The sequence below is a fragment of the Wenjunlia tyrosinilytica genome (assembly GCF_014646055.1).
GTDB classification, from domain to species: Bacteria; Actinomycetota; Actinomycetes; order Streptomycetales; family Streptomycetaceae; genus Wenjunlia; species Wenjunlia tyrosinilytica.
Genome location: NZ_BMMS01000009.1, coordinates 138,582 through 160,335, shown reverse-complemented (window position 1 = coordinate 160,335; position 21,754 = coordinate 138,582). Strand labels below are relative to the sequence as shown.

The following is a 21,754-nucleotide window of genomic DNA, read 5'->3' as shown; positions in this document are numbered from 1 at the left end:
ACATCGCCCGAAAGGGCAAACGCAGGTTCGCGCCCTGCTGAAATGCTGAGCGCGCGGGCCCTCCGGAGCCGAGTGCGACGAGATCGGCTCGGTTGCGGTGGTTGCTGTACGGCAGCGGAGTACAGCAACCACCGCAACCTCAGCGGCCACCCCTACCTGTGGCTCGGGACGAAGAGAACGCCCCGGATCGAACGTGGTCCGGGGCGTTCGCGTGCCATCGGGAGGGCGCGGATCCGGCAGCAGGCGTCCCTTCGTACGACACCACGGGGGAAGGCGACTGTTGTGCCGACGGCCGAGGACCATACGAGACCGGATCGGCTCAGGTGCCCAGGTAGTCGTGCACCAGGCGGATGGCCGCGGCTCCCTCGCCCACCGCGGAGGCGACGCGCTTGATCGAGCCTCTCCGTACGTCTCCCGCGGCGAAGACGCCGGGCATGCTCGTTTCCAGGACCGAGGGGGCGCGACCATGATGGCGGTGTGCTCCGGACCTCTCGCGAATGTCCCGTCCGGTCAGGAGGTAGCCCTGGTCATCGCGGGCGATGCTGTCCGGGAGCCACTGCGTGTGCGGTTCACCGCCGATCAGGATGAACAGCGCGGTGGCCGGTACCCGCTCGACGGCGTCCGCCTTGCGGTCTGCGAGCGTCAGATATGCGAGGTGCCCGTCGCCGCCGCCGTCGACCACCTCGGTCCGATGGCGGACGATGATGTTCGGCGTCGCCTCGATGGCACGCACGAGATAGGCCGATGTGGACTTCGCCAGGTTGTCGCCCCGGACGACCAAGGTGACCGTGCGAGCGTGCTTGGCCAGATGCACCGCGGCCTGCCCGGCCGAGTTCCCGGCGCCGACGATGAACACGTCCTGGTCCTGCATTGCCCGGCTCTCGCTCACGGCCGCGCCGTAGAACACGCCGGAGCCGACGAGGGCTTCCAGCCTCGGCACACCGAGGCGCCGCCAGTCGATACCGGTGGTGATCACGACCCCACGGGCACTGACCTCCGAGCCGTCCAGCAGGTGGACCACTCGGCGGTCGCCGCGGCGTTCGAGCCCGATCGCTTGTTGCGCGAAGACGATGTGCGCGCCCATGAGCCACGCCTGTTCGCAGGTCTGCCCCATGAGGTCGCCACCGTTGATGCCATGGGGAAACCCGGGGTAGTTCCTGATCAGCGGGCTCGTCCCGGCCTGCCCGCCCGAGACGGCTTGTTCGAGCAGTACCGTGTCGAGCCCTTCGGAGGCGGCGTAGACGGCCGCCGTCAGGCCGGCCGCCCCGGCACCCACGATGGCGACGTCGCAGATGTTCACATCGTTCGTGACGCTGACCCCGATCGTACGGGCGAGGTCGGGCAGGCTCGGATCGACGAACACGTGGCCGTCGTGGCGAATCACCACCGGCAGCCGCGACGCGTCGAGCCCGGCCTCGCGCAGCAGACGTCGTCCGGCCTCCCGTTCCACCGGATAGACCCCGAACGGCATGCTGAAGCGCGTCATCACATCGCGTAGCCGCAGCACGCGGCTGTCGCCCTCCCGGGCGACGATGCGGAACAGTTCGAAGGTCGGCTCCTGCTCCTTCGTCCACGACGAGAGGAACGTGCTCACGGCGCGGTACATCGTTTCGTTGTCCATCCATGGCCGCACGAGGTGGTAATCCGCGCGGCCGAGTGCGATCGCCTGGACCGCTGGACTCGTCGACGAGTAGTCGCGGTCCACGAGCAGCACACGCTTGGCGCGCGGATACAGCTCATGGGCCCGTATGAGGACGTCGTCGGAGCCGTCGTCCACCAGCAGCAGTGCGACGGGTTCCTCGTCCCGCGCCAGTTCCTCGACAGCGGTCAGCGCAGCCTTCGACGAGCCCGCGCCCTTCACCGCGAATGCTCTGCCGAACCGTCGCGTGAGATCGGTGAGCAGCACATCAAACGAGCTCGGGTCGTGTTCCACCACGAAAATGACCGGCCACGCCACCTCTGCAAGCTTAATCGCGGCCGGCGGATCATGCGCTGCGACGGCTCGGGTGGCCGGTTCGACCCCGGCAGGCGGCTGGCGGATCCAGAACGCGGAGGGCCCGGACCGATCAAGGTCCGGGCGTTCGGCGTGGGGTTCCGGAGCCTCGTGCGGCCCGTCGCGGACGGCGGCGCGGGCTCTTCCCGGATGTGATCTCGAGCCGGCGGGTCTCGCCGTGCCTCGGGGCCACAGCTGCGTCGGGAGGTTGTCGCCTGGCCACCGCTAGCCCGCGATGCCCGGGCGGGCGGTGGCCAGGGCCGCCACGACGGCGGGGGGCGGGGACGTATGGACCAGCGGGTAGTCGATCTCGCCCCGGGAAGGGGCGACCGGCCAGGCCAGGTGTTCGCCTTCCAGGCAGAAGCGGGCGTCGGCGCCCTCCTTGTTGCCGCGGGCGTCGAGGCGGATCCAGGGGTTCGCGGACACCAGGTGGACCGCGGTGAGGCCGTGCAGGGCGAAGCTGCCGGGAGTGGCACCGGTCAGGCGCTGGTAGCAGAAGCCGGTGGGGATGCCCCGGGCACGCAGGAGCGCTGCCAGGAGGTGGGACTTGGCGTGGCAGATCCCATTGCGCTCGCGGAGGACGTCGGAGGCCACGTAGGCCGCGCTCCACTCGCCGACGTCCGCCGAGTGCGACACCTCGTCCCTGACGAACTCGAAAGCCGCTCGGGCCACCGCGGTGTCGGCGTGCGCGGTGTCGGCGTGCGCGGTGTCGTCGTGTGTGATGTCGTCGTGTGGGTCCCGTGCGACCGCGCTCTCGCGGATCGAGGGGTGATGGTGGTCGATGACGGCGTCTGCGACGAGGTGGTCGTCGAGCCGGTCCGACTCGAAGCGCAGACGCGGGGATCGGGCAGCCATGAGCGGGATTGTCGCGGGGGTGGCGGCCCTGGCAGCGAAGGGGTTTCCACGCGCCGGTGCGTTCCCTCCTCACCGTTCCGGTTGGGCCCGACGTCGGTCTCGCCGTGCGGGTTCGGCGCCATATGCCGTTCGGGACAGGGCTGTTGAATACCCGTTGCTAAATGTTGATCATATGAAGATCCCATCGTGGTTCACTTACTACCGTCAGTGACCACAAGCATGGGGGAATCAGTGACAAATCGGTCAATCAGGCGGAAAACCTGGGCCGTTGCAGCTCTTGCCTCTTCGGCGCTCGTCCTCACCACGGGGGTGCAGGGACACGCCAGCACTCCGAAGCACACCGCCGCGGACACCGTTGTCTCCTCGTCCGCGGGTTCCGCGATCGACTCGCAGCGTGCGCAGGACTACTGGACGCCCGAGCGCATGCGTCAGGCGATCCCGGCTTCCGGCCCGAAGGCCCCGAAGGTGAACCCGGGAGCGATCAGCGAGCGTGTCGAGAAGGGCGCGCCGACCAGCTACGCCGGTTCCGCTCCGGTCGCGGACGCGGTGTCCGACTCGGCCGCCGACCGTGCCGGCGGGCGTGCGGTGCGCGCGAAGAGCGTGCGTTCCGTGGGCAAGGTCTTCTTCTACAACCCGAGCGACAAGAAGAACTACGTCTGCTCGGCCAGCGCGATCAACAGCTCCTCGAAGCTGCTTGTCCTGACGGCCGGGCACTGCGTGCACGGCGGCAAGGGCAAGAAGTGGATGCAAAAGTGGATCTTCGTCCCCAAGTACTACAAGGGGAAGGAGCCTTACGGCCGCTTCTCCGCCAAGCGCCTGAACACCTTCAGCGCCTGGTCGACGAAGACCGACTTCCGCTACGACGTCGGCTTTGTGACGGTCTACAAGCAGAACGGCAAGACCCTGGTCAGCCGTGTGGGCGGTAACGGAATCTCGTTCAACTACCCGCACAAGGTGAGCGTGCGAGTGTACGGCTACCCGGCCGCCAGCCCGTTCGACGGCCGGACCCAGTGGCTGTGCAAGGGCACCACGCAGCAGGAGAACTCGGCTGGGCGGCTCAAGCTCCCCAACTGCAACCTCAACGGCGGCTCGAGCGGCGGCCCGTGGTTCCGCAAGTTCAGCACCACCTCGATGCTCGGCTACGCCAACGGTGTCCAGAGCACCCTTGACTACGACAAGGTCGGCAACGAGAGCCCCTACTTCGGTGAGGCTGTCCGCAAGCTGTACAACCAGGTCGGCAACGACACCTGACCGTCCCGCGCGGCCCTGTGCCGTGTGTGTACCTAGGGTGAGCACGTAGGCGAACGCCCCGGACCCCAGTGGTCCGGGGCGTTCGGTGTTCCGCGGTCACCGCCCCGTCACCGCCCCAGTTGCCGCCCCGTTCACCGCCCCCGTCGGCAACCCGGGTGCCGGCATCGTGCCCATCTACTTCAAAGGTTTGGCCGACTCGGGGAATGGGCTCGTCCTCGAAATCGCCTGCGCCGATCCCGGTTCCCCGCGGGCCACCCCCGACTGACCTGCGCGACCCGGGCCCTGACGACATGTCCGGGACGGAAGTTGCCGCCGGGACCAATCCACGCCCCTTCCCGCTCCGAAACCCAGAGTGCAGGCAAGGAAACACCGCGCCTGTGCCACGACCACCGGGTGGTTGTCCTCAACGGAGGGGCAGCCGCGATCAAGGGGATGAGAGACCGTGAAAGCCAAGCGCACCGCGCGGTTCGCCGTGCTTGCCGCCCTGCCCACCATCTTCGCTCTCGCCGCCGCGGCGCCCGCGAGCGCGGCCCCGGGCTCAGCGTTCCAGATCAATCTGGAGTCGCTCAACAACAGCGGTGCGACCGGCACCGTCATGCTCGGGGTGAACGGCACCCAGCTGACTGTGAAGATCGAGGCCGACGGCCTCACCCCGGGCGCCCCGCACGCCCAGCACCTCCACGGCTCCACGGAGGGCCACAACTTCCACTGCCCCGACGCCAGCGCGGACGCCGACGGCGACGGCATCGTCACCACCACCGAGGCCGTGCCCATGTACGGCGACATCAATATCTCGCTGACCACGGAAGGCGACACCTCGGCGAAGAGCGGGCTCGCGGTGGACCGTATGCCGAACGCCGACAGCACCGGGCACCTGTCCTACGAGCGGACCATCGCCGTCTCGCAGGACGTCGCCGACCACATCCAGGACCTGCACATCGTCCAGCACGGCATCGACCCGAACAAGAACGGCAAGTACGACTTCGGCAAGGGCAAGAGCGAACTCGACCCCAAGCTGCCCCAGGAGGCCACCGCCCCCACCGACTGCGGTGAGGTCGAGGGAGCCTCGGTCGGCGCCATGCCCGCAGGCGGTGTGGAGACCGGCTCCGGGTCCACCGCGGGAATCGAGTCCCCGGCGATGTTCGGTGTGGGCGGGGTGACGCTCGCGGGCGCGGCCGGGGCCTGGTTCCTGGCCCGCAGGCGCGAGCAAGGACAAGAAGGCTGAGGGCGGACGGGACACGACGATGGCCAACTCCTCCCAGCACGCGGCCGGACCACGACGTGGCCGCCGCCCGCTCTACATCGGCTCAGCAGTCCTCGCCCTGGTCGCCGTCGCGCTGATCGTGGTCGCCATGGGCCGCCAGGACCCGGCTCCACCGCAGGGCCCCGCCGCACAGCAGCAGGGACAGCAGGGACAGCACCAGGGGCACGACTCGGCCCGCGCCGGAACGAAGGTCAGGGGAACGGTGCTCAAGGCGTCCGCCCCCGAGCAGATCAGCATCCCGAGCCTGAATGTCTCCTCGTCGCTGGAGCGCCTCGGCCTCGACGCCAAGCAGGCCATGCAGACCCCTCGCGACCCCGACAAGGCCGGCTGGTTCACCCCCGGTCCCACACCGGGCGCCCTCGGCCCCTCGGTGATCGCCGGGCATGTGACCTGGAACGGCTCGCCCGGGGTGTTCTTCCGCCTCGCCCAGATGAAGAAGGGCGACACCGTCGAGGTCGGCCGCCAGGACGGCACCACGGCCGTGTTCACGGTGGACCGCACCGCCCGCTACGCCAAGGAGAGGTTTCCCACCATCGAGGTCTACCGCAACCTCGATCACGCGGGCCTGCGCCTGATCACCTGCGGTGGGGACTTCTCGGCGAAGGCGCACCACTACGCGGACAACATCGTGGTGTTCGCGCATCTGACGGGCACCAAGGCGGCTTGAGTTCGCGGGGTTCGTTCGCGCGAGCGACTTTCGTGCCGACCCCTTCAGTGCCGACCCCTTCAGTACCGAGGTCCTCGAGCGCCGAGCTCCTTCGTGGGCGGGGGTGCGGGCGCCTTCATCGGCTGCCCGCGCCCCGCCGACCCGCCGACGCGCCGACCCGCGGCGCCCGGCCCTGATGGCCCCGGCGTCGTACGGGTGGTCAGGACGCGTGCGTCGGCGTCGTCCGTGTGTGGCCGGGGTCGAGTGGCGGCGAGACCATCCCGCAGTGCATCCGGCACTCCGGGGCGCAGGCGCCCTCCTCCTCGGGGGCGCGTGCCAGGACATTCGAGCGGACCGTGAACCACGCGATCAGCGAGCCCACCACCAGGATCCCCGCGCACAACGGCATGGCCCGGCGGAAGGTCCGCGAGAACTCCGTCGCCGACCGGTAGGCCTCCGGGCTCGTCCCCGCCAGCAGCGGGAGCGCGGCCACCGCGATGAGACCGGCGGCCCGCGCGGCGGCGTTGTTGACCCCGCTGGCCAGACCCGCCCGCCCCACGTCCACGGACGCCAGGACGGTCGCGGTCAGGGGGGCCACCAGGGCGACCATGCCCAGGCCGAGGATCAGCAGCGCCGGCAGCACATCGCGCCAGTACACGGCGTGCGGCCCGACCCGGGTGATCAACAGCATGCCGGCCGCGCACAGCAGCGGGCCCACGGTGAGCGGGATGCGCGGGCCGATGCGCTGCCCGAGCTGGCCGGAGCGGGCCGACAGCAGCAGCATCATGATCGTTGTGGGCAGGAGCGCGGTGCCCGCCTGGAGCGCCGAGTACCCGGCCACCACCTGAAGGTCCAGCACGGCGAGGAAGAAGAAGCCGCCGAAGGCCGCGTACACGCACACGGTGACGGCGTTGACGGCCGTGAACTGGCGGGACCGGAAGATCTCCAGCGGCAGCATCGGGTCCGCCCGGCGCCGCTCCACCGCCACAAACGCCGCACCGAGCAGCACCCCGGCCACCGCCGGGAGCACCACCTGTGCCGACGCGCCCCGCCCCGGAGCCGCGATCAGCGCATACGTCAAGGAGCCGAGGGACAGCGCGGCGAGCGCCGCCCCCGTGACGTCGAAGGTCCGTCCCGCCTGGCGGGGATCGCTCGACTCCGGAACGTGCCGCAGCGCCACGGGTACGCACACCGCCGCGACCGGCAGATTGATCAGGAACACCCACCGCCAGCCGGGACCGTCCACCAGCCAGCCGCCCAGGAACGGTCCGACCGCCGCCGCCACCCCGCCGAGCCCGGACCAGGCGCCGACAGCGCGCGCCCGGTCGTCGGGATGGAAGGTGGACTGGATCAGCGCCAGCGAGCCCGGCGTCAGCAGCGCACCGCCGATGCCCTGCAGCGCCCGGGCGATGATCAGCACCCCGGCGTTCGGCGCCATCCCGCACAGCAGGGAGGCCAGCGCGAACCACACCACGCCCAGGACGAATACCCGGCGACGCCCGAAGCGGTCCCCGAGCGCCCCGCCGAGCAGGATCAGTCCCGCGAGCGTGAGCATGTAGGCGTTGACGGTCCACTGGAGGCCGGCCAGATCCGCGCCCAGGTCCTCGCCGATGTGGGGGAGGGCGACGTTGACGACCGTGCTGTCCAGCATCGCCATGCCGGAGCCGAGAACGGTGGTCGTCAATACCCACCGCCCCCTCGCCTCGGAGAGACGGACGCTTCCGGGAGCGGAGTCGGTCATACCAGCGATGATCCCCGGATCAGGAGGTCACAGCCACCCGTTGCGCCGGAATCCGCGGTGGATGACCACGCACGCCACGACCATCAGCACGATGACGACGGGGTAGCTGTACGTCCAGCGCAACTCCGGCATGTGGTCGAAGTTCATGCCGTAGATGGCGCACACCATGGTGGGGACGGCGATGATCGCGACCCAGGCGCTGATCTTGCGCATGTCCTCGTTCTGGGCGACGGTCACCTGCGCCAGATTCGCCTGGAGGATCGAGTTGAGCAGGTCGTCGAAGGCGGTGATCCGCTCGGTGACCTGGGCGAGGTGGTCGGAGACGTCGCGGAAGTACTTGCGGGTGTCCAGGTCGATCATGGGGACCGGCTGGGTGGACAGCGCCTGGAGGGGGCGGTCCAGCGGTGCCACGGCCCGCTTCAGCTCCAGCAGCTCGCGTTTGAGCTGGTAGATCCGGGTGGGGTCGGTGCCACGGCCGGATCGGTGGGCGAAGACGTCGGTCTCGACCACGTCGATGTCGTCCTGAACGGCCGAGGTGACCACGAGGTAGTCGTCCACGACGTGGTCCACTATCGCGTGCAGCACGGCCGCCGGGCCCTTGGCCAGCCGGGCGGGGTCGGCCTCGAGTTCCTCGCGCAGCGGGCCGAGGGAGCCGTGCCGCCCATGGCGGACCGAGATGACGAAGTCCGGCCCCGTGAAGACCATGATCTCGCCGGTGTCCACGACCTCGCTGGTGGCGGTCAGGCGGTCGTGCTCGACGTAGCGGACGGTCTTGACCACCGTGAACAGCGTCTCGTCGTACGTCTCCACCTTGGGCCGCTGGTGGGCGTGGACGGCGTCCTCGACGGCCAGCGGGTGCAGCCCGAACAGCTCGGCGACATCGGCGATCTCCGCCTGGCTGGGTTCGTGCAGGCCGATCCAGACGAAGCCGTTGCCGGACTTGCGGACGCGGGCGATGGCCTCGCCCGCCGGGCAGTGGCCGGTCTGCCGCTTGCCGTCGAGGTAGACCACGCAGTTCACGACCGAGCTGCCCAGCGGGGAGCGGGCGGGATGGCTGAGGTCGACCTTCGGTCGGCGGTGCGGGAGGCGCACCGCCTTCCGGAGACTGCGGATCATCGACATGGCGGGCTCCTTCGGGTTGGGCGTTGGGCTGTCCGCCCGTCCGCACTGGTATAGCCTGACCCCGGCCGAGAATCCACGAGGAGACACAGGAGGTGGGGCCCGCCATGAGCAGCCAACCTCCCAGTACGCACTGAAGCCGAACGGTTCTCATCAGCGCAGCGGTGAAGCTGCCCTGGTTGCCCGAAGCATCCGCAGCGCTCTCCTCGCCTCGGAGGTCCCCATGTCCGACTGGCGCCCTCGTGCCCTCCTGCCCACCAAGCGCGGCAGCCGCTCCAACGCGGCGAACCCCGCCGGTGACGGCTCCCACCGCGGTGCCCCGCCCCCAGCCGTGCCCACCGCGCCCGAGCACGAGATGGACCCCCGTCCGACACCGGCGGCCACTCCCGTCGAGCGCAGTGTGATCGACGCCGCGATCTACCGCGACGGCCACCGCATCGACTCACCGCCCACGCTCGCGGACGCCTGGCGCCGGCTGCCCGACCACCCGGGTTCGCTGGCCTGGATCGGGCTCTACCGGCCGACCGAGGCGCAGCTGCTGGCGGCGGCGGACGAGTTCGGGCTGCACGAGGTGGCGGTCGAGGACGCGATCGTGGCCCACCAGCGGCCCAAGCTGGAACGTTACGGCGACACCCTCTTCGTCGTCCTGCGCGCAGCCCGCTACATCGACGCCGCCGAGGAGGTCGACTTCGGCGAGCTGCACCTGTTCGTGGGCCCCGGCTTTGTGCTGACCGTGCGCCACAGCCAGGCCCCGGACCTCGCCGCCGTGCGCCGCCGGATGGAGGACGACCCCGATCTGCTCCGGCTGGGGCCGGAGGCGGTGCTCTACGCGGTGCTGGACGCCGTGGTCGACGGCTACGCCCCCGTGGTGGCGGGGCTCCAGAACGACATCGACGAGATCGAGACCGAGGTCTTCGGCGGCGACCCCAAGGTCTCCCGGCGTATCTACGAGCTGTCCCGGGAGGTCGTGGAGTTCCAGCGGGCGACCCGGCCGCTGCTGGAGATGCTGGAGGGGCTCGCCGCGGGCTTCGAGAAGTACGGCACCGACGAGGAACTCCAGCGCTACCTGCGGGACGTCGCCGACCACGCCACCACGGTGGTGGAGCGGGTGGACGGCTTCCGGCAGATGCTCACCGACATCATGTCGGTCAACGCCACGCTGGTGACGCAGGCGCAGAACGAGGAGATGCGCCGTCTCGCCGAGGCCAGCAACGCGCAGAACGACGAGATCAAGAAGATCTCCTCCTGGGCGGCGATCCTTTTCGCGCCCACGCTCATCGGCACCGTCTACGGCATGAACTTCGACCACATGCCGGAGCTGCACTGGCTCGGCGGCTACCCGTTCGCCCTGCTGTTGATGGCCGTGGTCTGCCTGGTGCTCTACCTGGTCTTCAAACGCCGCGACTGGCTGTAGCGAACGGGGCCGGTCACGGGGGACCGGAGCCGTTACGGCACTTCGCGCAGGTACATGGCCCCGCACGAGTGGCAGAACGGCTCCTCCGTGCTCCCCCAGGCCTCATCGCTCCGTGTGGGGGAGCCGGCTTCGAGCTCGCGGCCGCACATGGCCACACTGCCGGTCTTGCGCACCATGTGCCAGATCTTCACTCGGCTCGACCCCGGGTGGATCTCGGCGCGCATCTCATGCTCCATGGCGGCACCTCCTCCTCGACATGGTGCCCCTGCGGACGCGAAACGGCACGCCGGGTGACGTCCGGGGCATCACTTCCCGGTGGCGGTGGTGGCGGCGGCTGTGGCGCGGCGGCGCTGTGGCGCGGCGGTGGCGGCGGGGCGGCGGCGGCCGCGCGGCGGGGCGGCGCTCGGGCCGTGAGCTGCTCGACCGGGTGATGACCCAACCATCGGTGCATCTGCTGCCTGGATCATCCAGCCTATTTGCAGATGCGAGCTTCTCGGCTCTAAAGTGCCGCATATGCGGTCCTACACCATCGGTCAGGCGGCGCGCCTGCTCGGCGTCAGTCCCGACACCGCCCGCCGCTGGGCGGATGCCGGGCGGGTGCCCACGCATCGCGACGAGTCCGGGCGGCGGCTGATCGACGGACGGGACCTGGCGGCGTTCTCGGTGTCGCTGGCGGAGAGCGCCGGAGGCGACGACGAACCCTCCTACACCTCGGTGCGCAACGCGTTTCCGGGCATCGTCACCGCGGTCAAGCTCGGCGACATCGCCGCCCAGGTGGAGATCCAGGCCGGTCCACACCGGCTGGTCTCCCTGCTGACCAGGGAGGCCGTCGAGGAACTGGGCCTGGAGGTGGGCATGGAGGCCACCGCCCGCGTGAAGTCCACCAGCGTCCATATCGACCGCGCCTGACGCGGCTCGCCAGTCCCGGGCCGTCCCCCCGGGGGGCTCTCCCATGCAAGGAGCCATACCCTCATGTCCCCTCTGCTGTCCCGCCGCCGTGTCGCGGCCGCCACACTGACCGCCGCCCTCCTCGTGCCGCTGGCGGCCTGCGGCAGCGACGACGAGTCCGACTCCGGCAAGGCCGACAAGGGCTCGCCCGCGGCCTCCTCCTCGGGCGGCTCGGACAAGGGCGCCGACCTCACGGTGCTCGCCGCGTCCTCGCTCACCGACGTGTTCAAGACGGCCGGAGCCGCCTACGAGAAGGAGCACCCGGGAACGAAGGTGAAGTTCTCCTTCGCCGGCTCCCAGGAACTCGCCGCCCAGGTCAAGGCGGGCGCCCCGGCCGACGCGCTGGTCACCGCCGACACCAAGACCGTCGACGCGCTCAAGGCCGACACCGGCACTCCGACGGTGATCGCCAAGAACCGCCTGGTCATCGCGGTCGCCAAGGGCAACCCGAAGAAGGTCCAAGGCCTGAAGAACCTCTCCGACAAGAACCTCAAGGTGGTCCTGGCCGCCCCCGAGGTCCCCGTCGGCCGCTACAGCAAGAAGGTGCTCGACGGGCAGCACGTCAAGGTCAAGCCGGTCTCGCAGGAGCCGAATGTGAGGGCGGTGCTCAGCAAGGTCGAGCTCGGCGAGGCCGACGCGGGCCTGGTGTACGTCACCGACGCCGCCACCGCTCCGGGCAAGGTCGAGGCCGTCACGATCCCGGACGCCCAGAACGCCATCGCCTCCTATCCCGCAGTGACGCTCAAGCAGTCCAAGCAGGCGGAGGCCGCCGCCGACTTCGTGAAGTGGCTCAGCTCCGCCGAGGCGCAGAAGATCCTGCACGACGCCGGATTCCAGAAGCCCTGATCCGGCACAGGACGGGGAGCCTGCCCGAGCGGGGACGGACAGGCTCCTCCGGGCCCCAGCGGCCCCCGGAGCACACCTGGCAGCGATATGAGATCAGACACCCGCCGAGCCCCGGTGGCCCTCGCCATTCCGGCGGCGGCCGCTGTCGCCCTGCTCCTGCTGCCGCTGATCGGCGTGCTGACCCGCACTCCGTGGAGCGGCCTCGGCGAGCACCTGGGCCGACCCGAGGTCGTCGAGGCGCTCAAGCTGTCGCTGGTCGTCTCGCTCTGGGCCCTGGGCCTGTCCCTCCTGCTCGGTGTGCCACTGGCGTGGCTGCTCGCCCGGGTGGACTTTCCCGGTAGGACGCTGGTGCGTTCGCTCGTCCTCCTGCCGCTCGTGCTGCCGCCGACCGTGGGCGGGGTGGCGCTGCTGCTGGGCTTCGGGCGGCGGGGGATTCTCGGGGGGACTCTGGAGGACTGGTTCGGGGTCACCTTGCCGTTCACCACCTCTGGTGCGGTAGTGGCCGCGACCTTTGTCGCGATGCCGTTTCTCGTGATCAGCCTCGAAGGCGCGCTCGCGGGCCTCCATCCCCGCTACGAGGAGACCGCCGCCTCCCTCGGCGCCTCCCAGGTGCGGGTCTTCTTCACGGTCACGCTGCCCATGGTCGCCCCCGGCCTCGCCGCCGGGGCGGCGCTGACCTGGGCGCGGGCGCTGGGGGAGTTCGGGGCGACGATCACCTTCGCCGGGAATCTGCCCGGGGTCACCCAGACCCTGCCTCTTGAGGTGTACCTCCTCCTCCAGGACGACCCCGAAGGCGCCACCGCTGTCTCCCTCCTGCTGTTGGTGATCGCCATGGCGGTGCTGGTGGCGCTGCGCGGCCGGTGGACAGGCGCGGCACCGGCGAGTCGGCGGCGGCGCCGTCCAGAGGCGGAGACGCCGACCGACACCACGACCGACGCTGCGAATGACGCGGCGACCGACGCTGCGACCGGCACGGCGACCGGCACGGCGACCGACACCGCGACCGGCACCGCGACCGACACGGCAACAGTCACGGCAACAGTCACGGCAACAGACGCGGCGACCGACGCTGCGAATGACGCGGAGGTCGCGGTCGTCGCGGTGGCGGCGGGCGGCGTGGCGGCGGGCGGTGTGGCAGAGCCCGTCGCCGTGGCAGTGGGCGATACGCCCGGAGCCCGTGTCGGCGGCGGCGAGCCCGTCGCCGGGGACGGGCGGGTGTCCGCCGAGAGCGAGCGGTGGTCGCTCAGCGCCCGCGTCACCGGCTTCACCGACCTGATGCTGGACGCCGAGCCCGGGACCACCATCGCCGTGGTCGGCCCCAACGGCGCGGGGAAGACCACCCTCCTGCGTGCCATGCTCGGCCTCACCAACCGCTCCCATGCCGAACTCCGCCTGGGCGACCGCGAGGTGACCGCTCTTCCTCCTCACCGCAGGGCAGTGGCCTGGGTCCCGCAGGACGGCGCCCTCTTCCCTCATCTCACCGCCCTTCGCAACACCGCCTATGGGATGAGGGCCCATGGCACGGGCCGGGCCGAAGCCCGAAGGGCCGCCCAGCAGTGGCTGGACCGGCTGGGCGTCGGCCACCTCGCCAACCGCAGGCCCACCCAGCTCTCCGGTGGTCAGGCCCAGCGCGTCGCCCTCGCCCGCGCCTTGGCGGCCCGTCCCCGGCTCCTCCTGCTGGACGAACCACTCGCCGCGCTCGACCAGACCACTCGCGCCCGTGTGCGGCACACCTTGCGCCACCATCTCTCCGGCTTCGGCGGCGTCTGCCTGATCGTCACCCATGACCCCGTGGAGGCGGTCTCCCTCGCCGACCGGGTCCTGGTCCTCGACGAGGGCCGTGCCCTCCACTACGCCCCGCCCGCCGAAGTAAGCCGCCATCCGCGCTCGCCCTGGGTGGCCCGGATGCTCGGCCGCAACGCCTGGGCGGGCATGACGACGGACGACGGTCTCGCGCTGCCGGGCGAGGGGCGTATCGTCGTCGCCGACCCGCTGCCCGAGGGTGCCGAAGCACTGGCGATCATCGGCCCCGAGGCCGTCTCGCTCCACCGCGACCGCCCCCGGGGCAGCCCCCGCAATGTCTGGCCCGGCCGCATCCGCGAGATCACCACCGTTGGCAGCCGCCTGCGGGTGCTGGTGGCCTCCGACGAGGTCCCGGACATCGTCGCGGAGATCACCCCGCACGCTGCCGCCGAGCTGGGTCTGGCCGAGCTGACCCCGGTGTGGACCAGCGTGAAGGCCACCGAGGTCACCCTGGTGGCCCTCTAGTCACTGGGCAGTGGCCACGGTGTCCGGCAGGACCCGGCGGGAGGGTGCCCTGTCCCGAACGGCACCCTCCCCCGAACGGCACCCGTCGGTCGGCTACCGCTGGGTGCGCACCGGTATCGGGGGCACCAGGGCGTGGCCGGGACCATCGGCCTGCGCGTCGGGACCGGACTCCTCACCATGGGAGAGGTGCGGCAGCCATCCGAGCCACCGAGGCAGATACCAGTTCCGCTCGCCGAGCAGGGTCATCAGCGCGGGCAGGAGCAGCGTCCGTATGACGGTCGCGTCCAGAAGGACGGCCACCGCGAGTCCGACGCCCATCTGTTTCATGTCCTGCATCGACAGGGTCGCGAAGACCGAGAACACGGCGACCATGATGACGGCGGCACTGGTGACCGCTCCGGCGGTGGAGCGCACCCCGTGGGCCACGGCATCGGCGGTGGTCATACCCCGGTCGCGGGCCTCGCGTATGCGGGACACCACGAACACGTGGTAGTCCATCGACAGTCCGAAGAGGACAACGAGGACGAACAGCGGCATCCACGACTCGATCGCACCGGCCTTCTCCGTGCCGAACAGGTCCGCGCCCCACCCGTGCTGGAAGACCGCGACCATCACTCCGAAAGCGGCTGCCACCGACAGCAGGTTGAGCGCTATGGACGTCGCCGCGACGACCACGGACCGGAAGGACACCAGCATGAGGAGGAAGGTCACTCCCGTGACGAAGAGCAGGACCGGAGTGATGTCCTTGCCCAACTGGTCGGAGAAGTCGAGGGAACCGGCCAGCTCACCGTCCACATAGGCCGTGGACACCTTGCCGACGGTGGACGGCACCACGTCCTCGCGCAGGGTGGACAGCGCGTGCCGTGAGACCGCGCCCGTGCCGTCGCCGGCCAGGGGAATGTCGATCTGTGCGACGTTCTGCGCGGGATGCACCCGCACGGTCACCGGCTTGCCGAACTCCTGGGACCTCGCGACAGCCGACTCCAGATCCGCGATGGCGTCGCGGACCTTCGGCGACCGGATGTCATCGGCCTCGACCACGATCTGGGCCGGGGCCGGGCCGCCAGGGAAGGAGTGGGTGATCCGCTTGTACGAGGTGGCCAGCGGATGGTCGGAGGCCACCTGCCGCTCGAGGCCGATCTGCTCGGTCTTCATGCCCAGGGCAGGAGCGGCCAGGGCGAGGAGTACTCCGGCGGCGACCAGCGCGAACACCTTCGGACGGGCCAGCACCGGGCGCAGCACGGCCCCGATGAAGCGGCCGCGCGGACGCCCGGCCCGCTTGCGGGAGTTGAGGAAGGGGATCCTGCCGAACTCGATCCTGTCGCCGAGCAGGGAGAGCAGTGCGGGCAGCACCGTCACCGAGCCGAGCATCGCGATGAACACCACCAGAATCGTGGCGATCGCGAACCCCTTGAACAGCAGGAGGCCGGAGAAGAACATCCCCGCCATGGCGACCATGACGGTCAGGCCCGACACCAGCACCGCGCGGCCGGATGTGGCCGCGGCGATCCGCAGCGCCGTCTCCTTGTCCCGCCCGGCGGCGCGCTCGTCCCGCTCCCTGCGCAGGTAGAACAGGCAGTAGTCGACGCCCACGGCGAGGCCCATCAGGAGCATCACCGACGCCGTCGTGTCGGCCACATGCATCGTGTGGCTGGCAAGGACCAGAAGCCCATTGGCCGCGAGGAACGCGGTGATGGCCAGGCCCACCGGGAGCACCGCGGCCATCAGAGCGCCGAACGCCACCAGCAGGATGCCGAGGGCCACGGGCACAGCGGTCAGCTCGGCCGAGGCGAAGTCGTCGCCGAGTATCTTGTCGAGCCAGTGCTGGGCGCTGCCGTCGCCGAACTCCCCTATCGACGCCTCGGGGTGGTCGGCCTGCGCCTTCTTCACGGCGTCGAGGATCGGGGCGACCCGGTCGCCCGCCTTGTCGGGGTCACCCGTGAGGTCGAATCGGATCAGGGCGTCACGGCCGTTCTCCGAAACCACGGGTGCCTTGATGCCGACCGCCCGGCCGGTGTGGCGGATGCCCTCGGTGACGGCCTTCGCCGCCGCCCGCCAGCCGCCGGCCTCGGTGGAGCCGACGATCACCATCTCGCTCGCCGGGTCCTTGATCCCCGCGTCGAAGAGGATGCGCTGGGCGCGGGCGGAGTCACCCGCCCCGTTCTCGTAGTCGTCCATCTTGTCCTGGCCGACCATGCCGCCGACCAGGACGGCGGCGACCACGAACAACAGCCATCCGAAGATCGCCGTCTTTCGGTGGCGGGCGCTCCAGCCGCCGAGCCTGGCAGCGAGATTGTCTCTCATGACGTCTCCCCAGCGATGTGATGTCGCCGTCGACGCTACGAATTCGACGGCCCCGCCCCCAGCCGTCCAGATCCCCGATCCGCGGTGCACTCAGCTACACCCCCACTGGGGTGCAAGGCCCAGTGACCCGCCTGCGCCCATGCGGCAGTGTTGGCCGTGCACGACGACATCGGCTTGGGAGGCGGCATGACGGTCAAGGCTGGACTACTCGCGGCGGTACGGGGATTCACCGTCGCGGTGCTCTCGATGGCTGTGTCCCTGGCCCACTACATCCTCGTCACGGTCTCCATCGCTCTCATCCCGATCGGGATCGGTGTCCTCACTACTCCCGTGCTCATGCAGAGCGCACGCGCCCAACTCAATATGCGCAGACGCATCTCCGATGAGTGGTTCGGCGTGGAGGTCGCCGTCCCCTACCGGAAGGAGCCGCGGTTCCAGGGCGGCGTCATCGGTCAGGCGCAGCGCTGCCAGTGGATGCTGCGGGACCCGGCGACCTGGCGGGATCTGCTGTGGATGTTCATCGACCCCTCCGTCGGCTTCACTCTGGGCATCCTGCCCCTGGCGCTGATCGGCGAGGGCGTGTACGGCTTCGTACTCGCCGCGGGTGTGTGGAAGCCGGTCTACGACGCCGGCGGCGGCGAGTGGTACGGCTTCATCCATGTCACGAGCCAGACCAGCGCGTTCATGGCGGCGGGCCTCGGCATCGTGTTCTTGGCGACAGGTCTGCGCTTCGGCCCGGCGATCACACGCGGCCAGGCCCTGGTTGCCCGCGCTCTGCTGGGACCCAACCACGAGCGGGAGTTGGAGCTGCGCGTCGAGCGGCTCACCGAGACCCGCTCGGATGCCCTTGACACCTCGGCGGCAGAGTTGCGCCGCATCGAGCGGGATCTGCACGACGGCGCCCAGGCACGGCTGGTGGCCATGGGGATGAGCCTCGGCGCGGTCGAGCGGCTCATGGAACGGGACCCGGAGCGGGCCAAGTTGCTCCTCGCCCAGGCCCGGGAGTCCTCCGCGATGGCGCTGCACGAGCTGCGCGACCTGGTGCGCGGCATCCATCCGCCGGTGCTGGCCGAGCGCGGTCTGGGGGACGCGGTGCGCGCGCTGGCGCTGCGGATACCCATCAGGACCGAGGTCACGGTCGAGCTGTCCGGCCGCGCGGACGCACCCGTTGAGGCGGCGGCGTACTTCGCTGTGTCGGAGACACTGGCCAACGCGGCCAAGCACTCGGGCGCGGAGCAGATCTGGATCGACATCAGGCACGAGGGCGGCATGCTGCGCATAGCAGTTGTCGACGACGGCCAAGGCGGCGCGGACCTCGAGAGGGGCACGGGGCTGCGCGGGGTGGAGCGCCGACTCGGTACATTCGACGGAGTCCTCGCCTTGAGCAGCCCGCCGGGCGGTCCGACGATGGTCACGATGGAGCTGCCTTGCGTGTTGTCCTCGCCGAAGACCTCTTCCTCCTGAGGGACGGTTTGGTGCGGTTGCTCGAGGCGTACGACTTCGAGATCGCGGCCGCCGTCGACAATGGTCCGGAGCTGGCGAGGGCGCTCACCGAGCTCAAGCCGGATGTGGCGGTCGTGGATGTGCGTCTGCCGCCGTCGTTCACGGACGAGGGGCTTCAGGCGGCCCTGCACGCACGGCGGGAGACCCCCGGTCTTCCGGTGCTGGTGCTGTCGCAGCATGTGGAGCAGTTGTACGCGGGAGAGTTGCTCGCGGACGGCAGCGGTGGGGTGGGATATCTGCTCAAGGACCGCGTGTTCGACGCGGACCAGTTCATCGACGCGGTACGCCGGGTGGCCGCCGGCGGCACGGCGATGGATCCCCAGGTCATCTCCCAGCTCCTCGCCCGTAACGCCCGGGACGAGCCGCTGGGCCGGTTGACACCACGTGAGAGAGAGGTGCTCGAACTGATGGCGGAGGGCCGGTCGAACGCCGCCATCGCCCAGCGTCTCGTCATCACCGAAAGAGCCGTCACAAAGCACACATCGAACATCTTCGGGAAGCTCCGGCTGCCGCCCTCGGACGATGACAATCGGCGGGTTCTGGCAGTGCTGGCTTACCTCAATGGCACATGAATCGGCCGTCGGAAGGGGGGGTATCACAGGAGCGTGGCAGCCACGCGCGGTATTGACGTCTCGGTCCACCAGGGTGCGCAGGACTGGAAGAAGCACATCAGGGGCGGTGTGACCTTCGCTTTCGCCAAGGCGAGCGAGGGCCAGCACACCCGGGACCCGCACTTCACCATGCACATCAAGGCCATCAAAGCGGCGGGCCTGGTGCCGGGGGCCTATCACTTCGCCTGGCCGAACCAGAGCGCCACGGTCGAGGCCAACAACTACATAGCCGCCGTAAAGCCGCACGCGGGCAAGGGCTTTGTGCACTGGCTGGATCTGGAGCGCTACGAGGACGGCCGCAACTACCGCGGCCGCAGCGCCGCCCATATCCACTCCTATGTGGCGCACTGGCTGGCCGCCGTCCGCAAGGCGTTCCCCGGTCAGCGCACCGGCGTCTACACCAGCCGATCCGACCTGTCCGCCGGGCATGTGCCGCACGGAACGACACTGTGGTACCCGGAGTACCCGTGGGGTCGCAACGGCAGCTACTCCAAGGCCGAGGACCACTCCCGGCCGACCCTGCCCCAAGGACATGGACACCCGTTGATCTGGCAGTTCACGGGCACCCCGCTGGACCGGAGCATCGCTTACCTGTCCGCCGCCGCGTTCCGCTCCTGGGCGCACGGCGGACCTGCAGAAACCGACCCCGAGGACGACGACGTGGCGTACCGCACGAGCCTGGGCAAGACAAAGGAACAGAGCCTGCCCTGGGGCGAGTTCACCCCCATAACCTGGAATGTCGAGCACGGCGATCCGCAGAAGGCCCACGCCGACGGCAACCATCCCGGTTATGTCGCTCCGGCGACGTCATGGGCGGACTTCAACGGGCGCCTCGTGATCAGCGGCACCCAGCCCGGTGACAGCGTCCAGGTGCAGTACCAGGTGCACGACTGGAAGGACGGCAAGTCGCACGGGGTCTGGACGGAGATCATCCTCGACCACGCCTCGACGTCGGGCAGCGACTTCCTGCCCGTCCCCTTCAGCAAGGGGCTCACCAAGGGCCAGCATGTCTATGTGGCGATCAAACCCATGCCGGGCAGCGGCGGTGCCGACGGCCGCTCAGCCCCCAAGGTGGCCGAGGGGCGTTGGACGATCCGTCAGGATGTGAAGTAGCGGAGCTCGGGGCGGTTGGCCGCGGGCAGTCGGGCCCAGGCGCCAGGCGCCGGTCTTCATGCGCCGGTACTCGGGCGCCGGTTTTCAGGCGCCGGTTTTCAGCAACGGACGTCAGTTGGCGGGCGCCCGGCAGTGGCCGTCGGGCGGAGGCTTCGAGGTCGGAGATGGCTTCCTTGAGCCATTCGCGCTCGGCGGGGGCGGTGGCGCGGGCCCACCCGCAGCATGCTTTAGCGGAAAGGGTCGTCGACCTCCGCCATGCGCACCGGCTCGCCGTCCTTGTAGAGGAAGCTCGCGGGGGATGTCGCGGAAGGCGAGCCTGCGCCTGAGCACGTCGGCCTGCTCGGCCTGCTCGGACGGCTCGGCCTGCTCGGACGGCTCGGACGGCTCGGGCAGAAGGCGCAGGAAGGCCGGAAGGATGAAGGGCTTGTGGCCGTCGGTGATCTCGACGTCCTTCGGTGAGCGCAGGCGGAGAACGGTGAGCGCAGGCGTCGAACGGTGAGCGCGGGGATGCGGCGGCGCGTCGGCGTGGCGGCGGACACGAGGAGCTGCGGCGGACACGGGGAGCGGTGACCGCTCGAACGAGCCGCGGGGCAGGGGCAACGGCTCCCGGCGCCAACCGTGACACCATCGGGCCGTGATCGAGCTCGGCTACTCCCTGTCCAAGCGCTTCCCCGACCCGCCGCAGACGGACTACCGCACGGCGGACGTACGGACGCTGCGTCATGACCTGTTCTCCGGCGACGTCTACGTGGCCGACGAGGAGGCGGAGCTGTCCACAACCTGGGGATGGGTGCCGGTCCTCGACTTCGCCTGGGCGCTGTGCGACATCGTGGAGGAGCTGGACCAGGACCCCGCGGGCAGCCGCAGCGCCAGGGTGCAGAGCGCCGAGCTGGACTTCACCGAGACGGCGGACCGGCTGCGGTTCGCCCGTAGGTTCGGATGGGTGGAGATCCGGGCGGACTGGGTCGAGGACGAGCGGCTGACCGTTCGCCACGAGGACCTGCGGCGCGAGGCCCGTGACTTCCTGCACGACCTGATCGAGGACCTCAACGACATGCACGAGGGCCTCGCGGCCAACCCCGCGCTGTGGCTGCTGGCCACGCGGTTCCCCCGCGTCTAGCCGCCGCCCGGCAGCGACAGCCCGGCAGCGACAGCACCGCAGCGACAGCCCGGCAGTGACAACCCGAACGGCCCCCGTGCACCCGAATGGGTGAAGGGGGCCGTTCGGCGCGCTGTCAGATGTTGACGCCGAAGTCCTTCGCGATGCCCGAGAGGCCCGAGGCGTAGCCCTGGCCCACGGCGCGGAACTTCCACTCGGCGCCGTTGCGGTACAGCTCGCCGAAGACCATCGCGGTCTCGGTGGCCGCGTCCTCGGTCAGGTCGTAGCGGGCGATCTCGGCTCCGCCGGCCTGGTTGATGACGCGGATGTAGGCGTTGCGGACCTGGCCGAAGTTCTGGCCGCGGTTCTCCGCGTCGTAGACCGAGACCGGGAAGACGATCTTGTCGACGTCGGCGGGCAGGCCCGCGAGGTTGACGTTGATCGCCTCGTCGTCGCCCGCGCCCTCGCCGGTGCGGTTGTCGCCGGTGTGGACGATGGTCTGGTCCGGGGTCGACTTGTTGTTGAAGAAGACGAAGTGTCCGTCCGAGACGACCTTGCCCGTCGCGTTCACCGCGATGGCGCTCGCGTCGAGGTCGAAGTCGGTACCGGTCGTGGTGCGGACGTCCCAGCCGAGGCCGACCGTGACGGCGGTGAGGCCGGGGGCCTCCTTGGTGAGCGAGACATTGCCGCCCTTGGACAGGCTTACAGCCATCGGGGGTACCTTCCTCCGTTTGTGTCGAGCGTCCGTCGTGTCAGGGTCGACGACGACTGCGCCGACG

General features: G+C 70.1%; 18 protein-coding genes. 11 read left to right on the top strand and 7 right to left on the bottom strand.

Going from position 1 to position 21,754, the window contains the following annotated elements; genetic code table 11:
* Positions 1–319: 319 nt before the first annotated feature.
* Together IEY86_RS12435 and IEY86_RS12430 are read right to left on the bottom strand one after the other, a co-directional pair.
* Positions 320–1,957 carry an NAD(P)/FAD-dependent oxidoreductase gene (locus tag IEY86_RS12435; protein ID WP_189131669.1) on the bottom strand — a complete coding sequence of 546 codons (1,638 nt, stop codon included), beginning with the start codon at positions 1,955–1,957 and terminating at the stop codon, positions 320–322.
* Between the two features lie 261 nt (positions 1,958–2,218).
* Positions 2,219–2,848, bottom strand: a complete 630-nt coding sequence (locus IEY86_RS12430; RefSeq protein WP_189131668.1) for a transglutaminase-like domain-containing protein — start codon at positions 2,846–2,848, stop codon at positions 2,219–2,221.
* A 309-nt stretch (positions 2,849–3,157) separates the two neighbouring features.
* Here IEY86_RS12430 and IEY86_RS12425 point away from each other — a divergent pair, with 309 nt between their 5' ends.
* The 3 genes from IEY86_RS12425 to IEY86_RS12415 all read left to right on the top strand — a co-directional run bounded on the left by IEY86_RS12425 (position 3,158) and on the right by IEY86_RS12415 (position 6,030).
* Entirely contained in the window at positions 3,158–4,099 is a 942-nt protein-coding gene (locus tag IEY86_RS12425) for a trypsin-like serine peptidase (RefSeq protein WP_189131667.1), read from the top strand.
* A gap of 442 nt (positions 4,100–4,541) precedes the next feature.
* Complete coding sequence (locus IEY86_RS12420; protein ID WP_189131666.1) at positions 4,542–5,324, top strand: GVDTG sorting domain-containing protein; 783 nt, start codon at positions 4,542–4,544, stop codon at positions 5,322–5,324.
* Positions 5,325–5,343: 19 nt separating this feature from the next.
* Positions 5,344–6,030 carry a class F sortase gene (locus tag IEY86_RS12415; RefSeq protein WP_189131665.1) on the top strand — a complete coding sequence of 229 codons (687 nt, stop codon included), beginning with the start codon at positions 5,344–5,346 and terminating at the stop codon, positions 6,028–6,030.
* 199 nt (positions 6,031–6,229) lie between these two features.
* Here the strand turns inward: IEY86_RS12415 and IEY86_RS12410 are convergent, their stop codons facing one another.
* Positions 6,230–7,750 (bottom strand): DHA2 family efflux MFS transporter permease subunit, encoded by a 1,521-nt coding sequence (locus IEY86_RS12410; RefSeq protein ID WP_189131664.1) that lies wholly within the window; start codon positions 7,748–7,750, stop codon positions 6,230–6,232.
* Between the two features lie 27 nt (positions 7,751–7,777).
* On the bottom strand, positions 7,778–8,872 hold the full coding sequence (locus IEY86_RS12405; RefSeq protein ID WP_189131663.1) for a magnesium and cobalt transport protein CorA: 1,095 nt from the start codon (positions 8,870–8,872) through the stop codon (positions 7,778–7,780).
* A gap of 220 nt (positions 8,873–9,092) precedes the next feature.
* Here IEY86_RS12405 and IEY86_RS12400 point away from each other — a divergent pair, with 220 nt between their 5' ends.
* Positions 9,093–10,283 (top strand): magnesium and cobalt transport protein CorA, encoded by a 1,191-nt coding sequence (locus IEY86_RS12400; protein ID WP_189131662.1) that lies wholly within the window; start codon positions 9,093–9,095, stop codon positions 10,281–10,283.
* A gap of 32 nt (positions 10,284–10,315) precedes the next feature.
* Here IEY86_RS12400 and IEY86_RS12395 read toward each other — a convergent pair whose 3' ends face one another.
* Entirely contained in the window at positions 10,316–10,519 is a 204-nt protein-coding gene (locus IEY86_RS12395; RefSeq protein WP_189131661.1) for a hypothetical protein, read from the bottom strand.
* A 277-nt stretch (positions 10,520–10,796) separates the two neighbouring features.
* Between IEY86_RS12395 and IEY86_RS12390 the strand changes: the two genes are divergently transcribed.
* The 3 genes from IEY86_RS12390 (at position 10,797) to IEY86_RS12380 (ending at position 14,345) form a co-directional block, all read left to right on the top strand.
* Positions 10,797–11,192 carry a TOBE domain-containing protein gene (locus IEY86_RS12390; protein WP_189131660.1) on the top strand — a complete coding sequence of 132 codons (396 nt, stop codon included), beginning with the start codon at positions 10,797–10,799 and terminating at the stop codon, positions 11,190–11,192.
* A gap of 63 nt (positions 11,193–11,255) precedes the next feature.
* Positions 11,256–12,077: a molybdate ABC transporter substrate-binding protein gene (modA, locus tag IEY86_RS12385; protein ID WP_189131659.1), complete on the top strand. Its 822-nt coding sequence runs from the start codon at positions 11,256–11,258 to the stop codon at positions 12,075–12,077.
* Positions 12,078–12,164: 87 nt separating this feature from the next.
* A complete protein-coding gene (locus IEY86_RS12380; protein ID WP_189131658.1) occupies positions 12,165–14,345 on the top strand; it encodes an ABC transporter permease in 2,181 nt (726 codons plus the stop codon).
* A 93-nt stretch (positions 14,346–14,438) separates the two neighbouring features.
* Here IEY86_RS12380 and IEY86_RS12375 read toward each other — a convergent pair whose 3' ends face one another.
* Positions 14,439–16,649: an MMPL family transporter gene (locus IEY86_RS12375; protein ID WP_189131657.1), complete on the bottom strand. Its 2,211-nt coding sequence runs from the start codon at positions 16,647–16,649 to the stop codon at positions 14,439–14,441.
* A 186-nt stretch (positions 16,650–16,835) separates the two neighbouring features.
* Between IEY86_RS12375 and IEY86_RS12370 the strand changes: the two genes are divergently transcribed.
* The 4 genes from IEY86_RS12370 (at position 16,836) to IEY86_RS12355 (ending at position 20,996) form a co-directional block, all read left to right on the top strand.
* Positions 16,836–18,113: a sensor histidine kinase gene (locus IEY86_RS12370; RefSeq protein WP_189131656.1), complete on the top strand. Its 1,278-nt coding sequence runs from the start codon at positions 16,836–16,838 to the stop codon at positions 18,111–18,113.
* The gene (locus tag IEY86_RS12365) at positions 18,077–18,724 is read left to right on the top strand and encodes a LuxR C-terminal-related transcriptional regulator (RefSeq protein WP_189131655.1); all 648 of its coding nucleotides are present in this window, start codon (positions 18,077–18,079) and stop codon (positions 18,722–18,724) included. Before IEY86_RS12370 ends, IEY86_RS12365 begins: the two co-directional genes overlap by 37 nt.
* 33 nt (positions 18,725–18,757) lie before the next feature.
* Complete coding sequence (locus IEY86_RS12360) at positions 18,758–19,876, top strand: glycoside hydrolase family 25 protein (protein WP_189131654.1); 1,119 nt, start codon at positions 18,758–18,760, stop codon at positions 19,874–19,876.
* 634 nt (positions 19,877–20,510) lie between these two features.
* Complete coding sequence (locus tag IEY86_RS12355; protein WP_189131653.1) at positions 20,511–20,996, top strand: hypothetical protein; 486 nt, start codon at positions 20,511–20,513, stop codon at positions 20,994–20,996.
* A 115-nt stretch (positions 20,997–21,111) separates the two neighbouring features.
* On the opposite strand, the gene IEY86_RS12350 is transcribed toward IEY86_RS12355, so the two are convergent.
* Complete coding sequence (locus tag IEY86_RS12350; protein ID WP_189131652.1) at positions 21,112–21,687, bottom strand: TerD family protein; 576 nt, start codon at positions 21,685–21,687, stop codon at positions 21,112–21,114.
* Positions 21,688–21,754 lie beyond the last annotated feature (67 nt).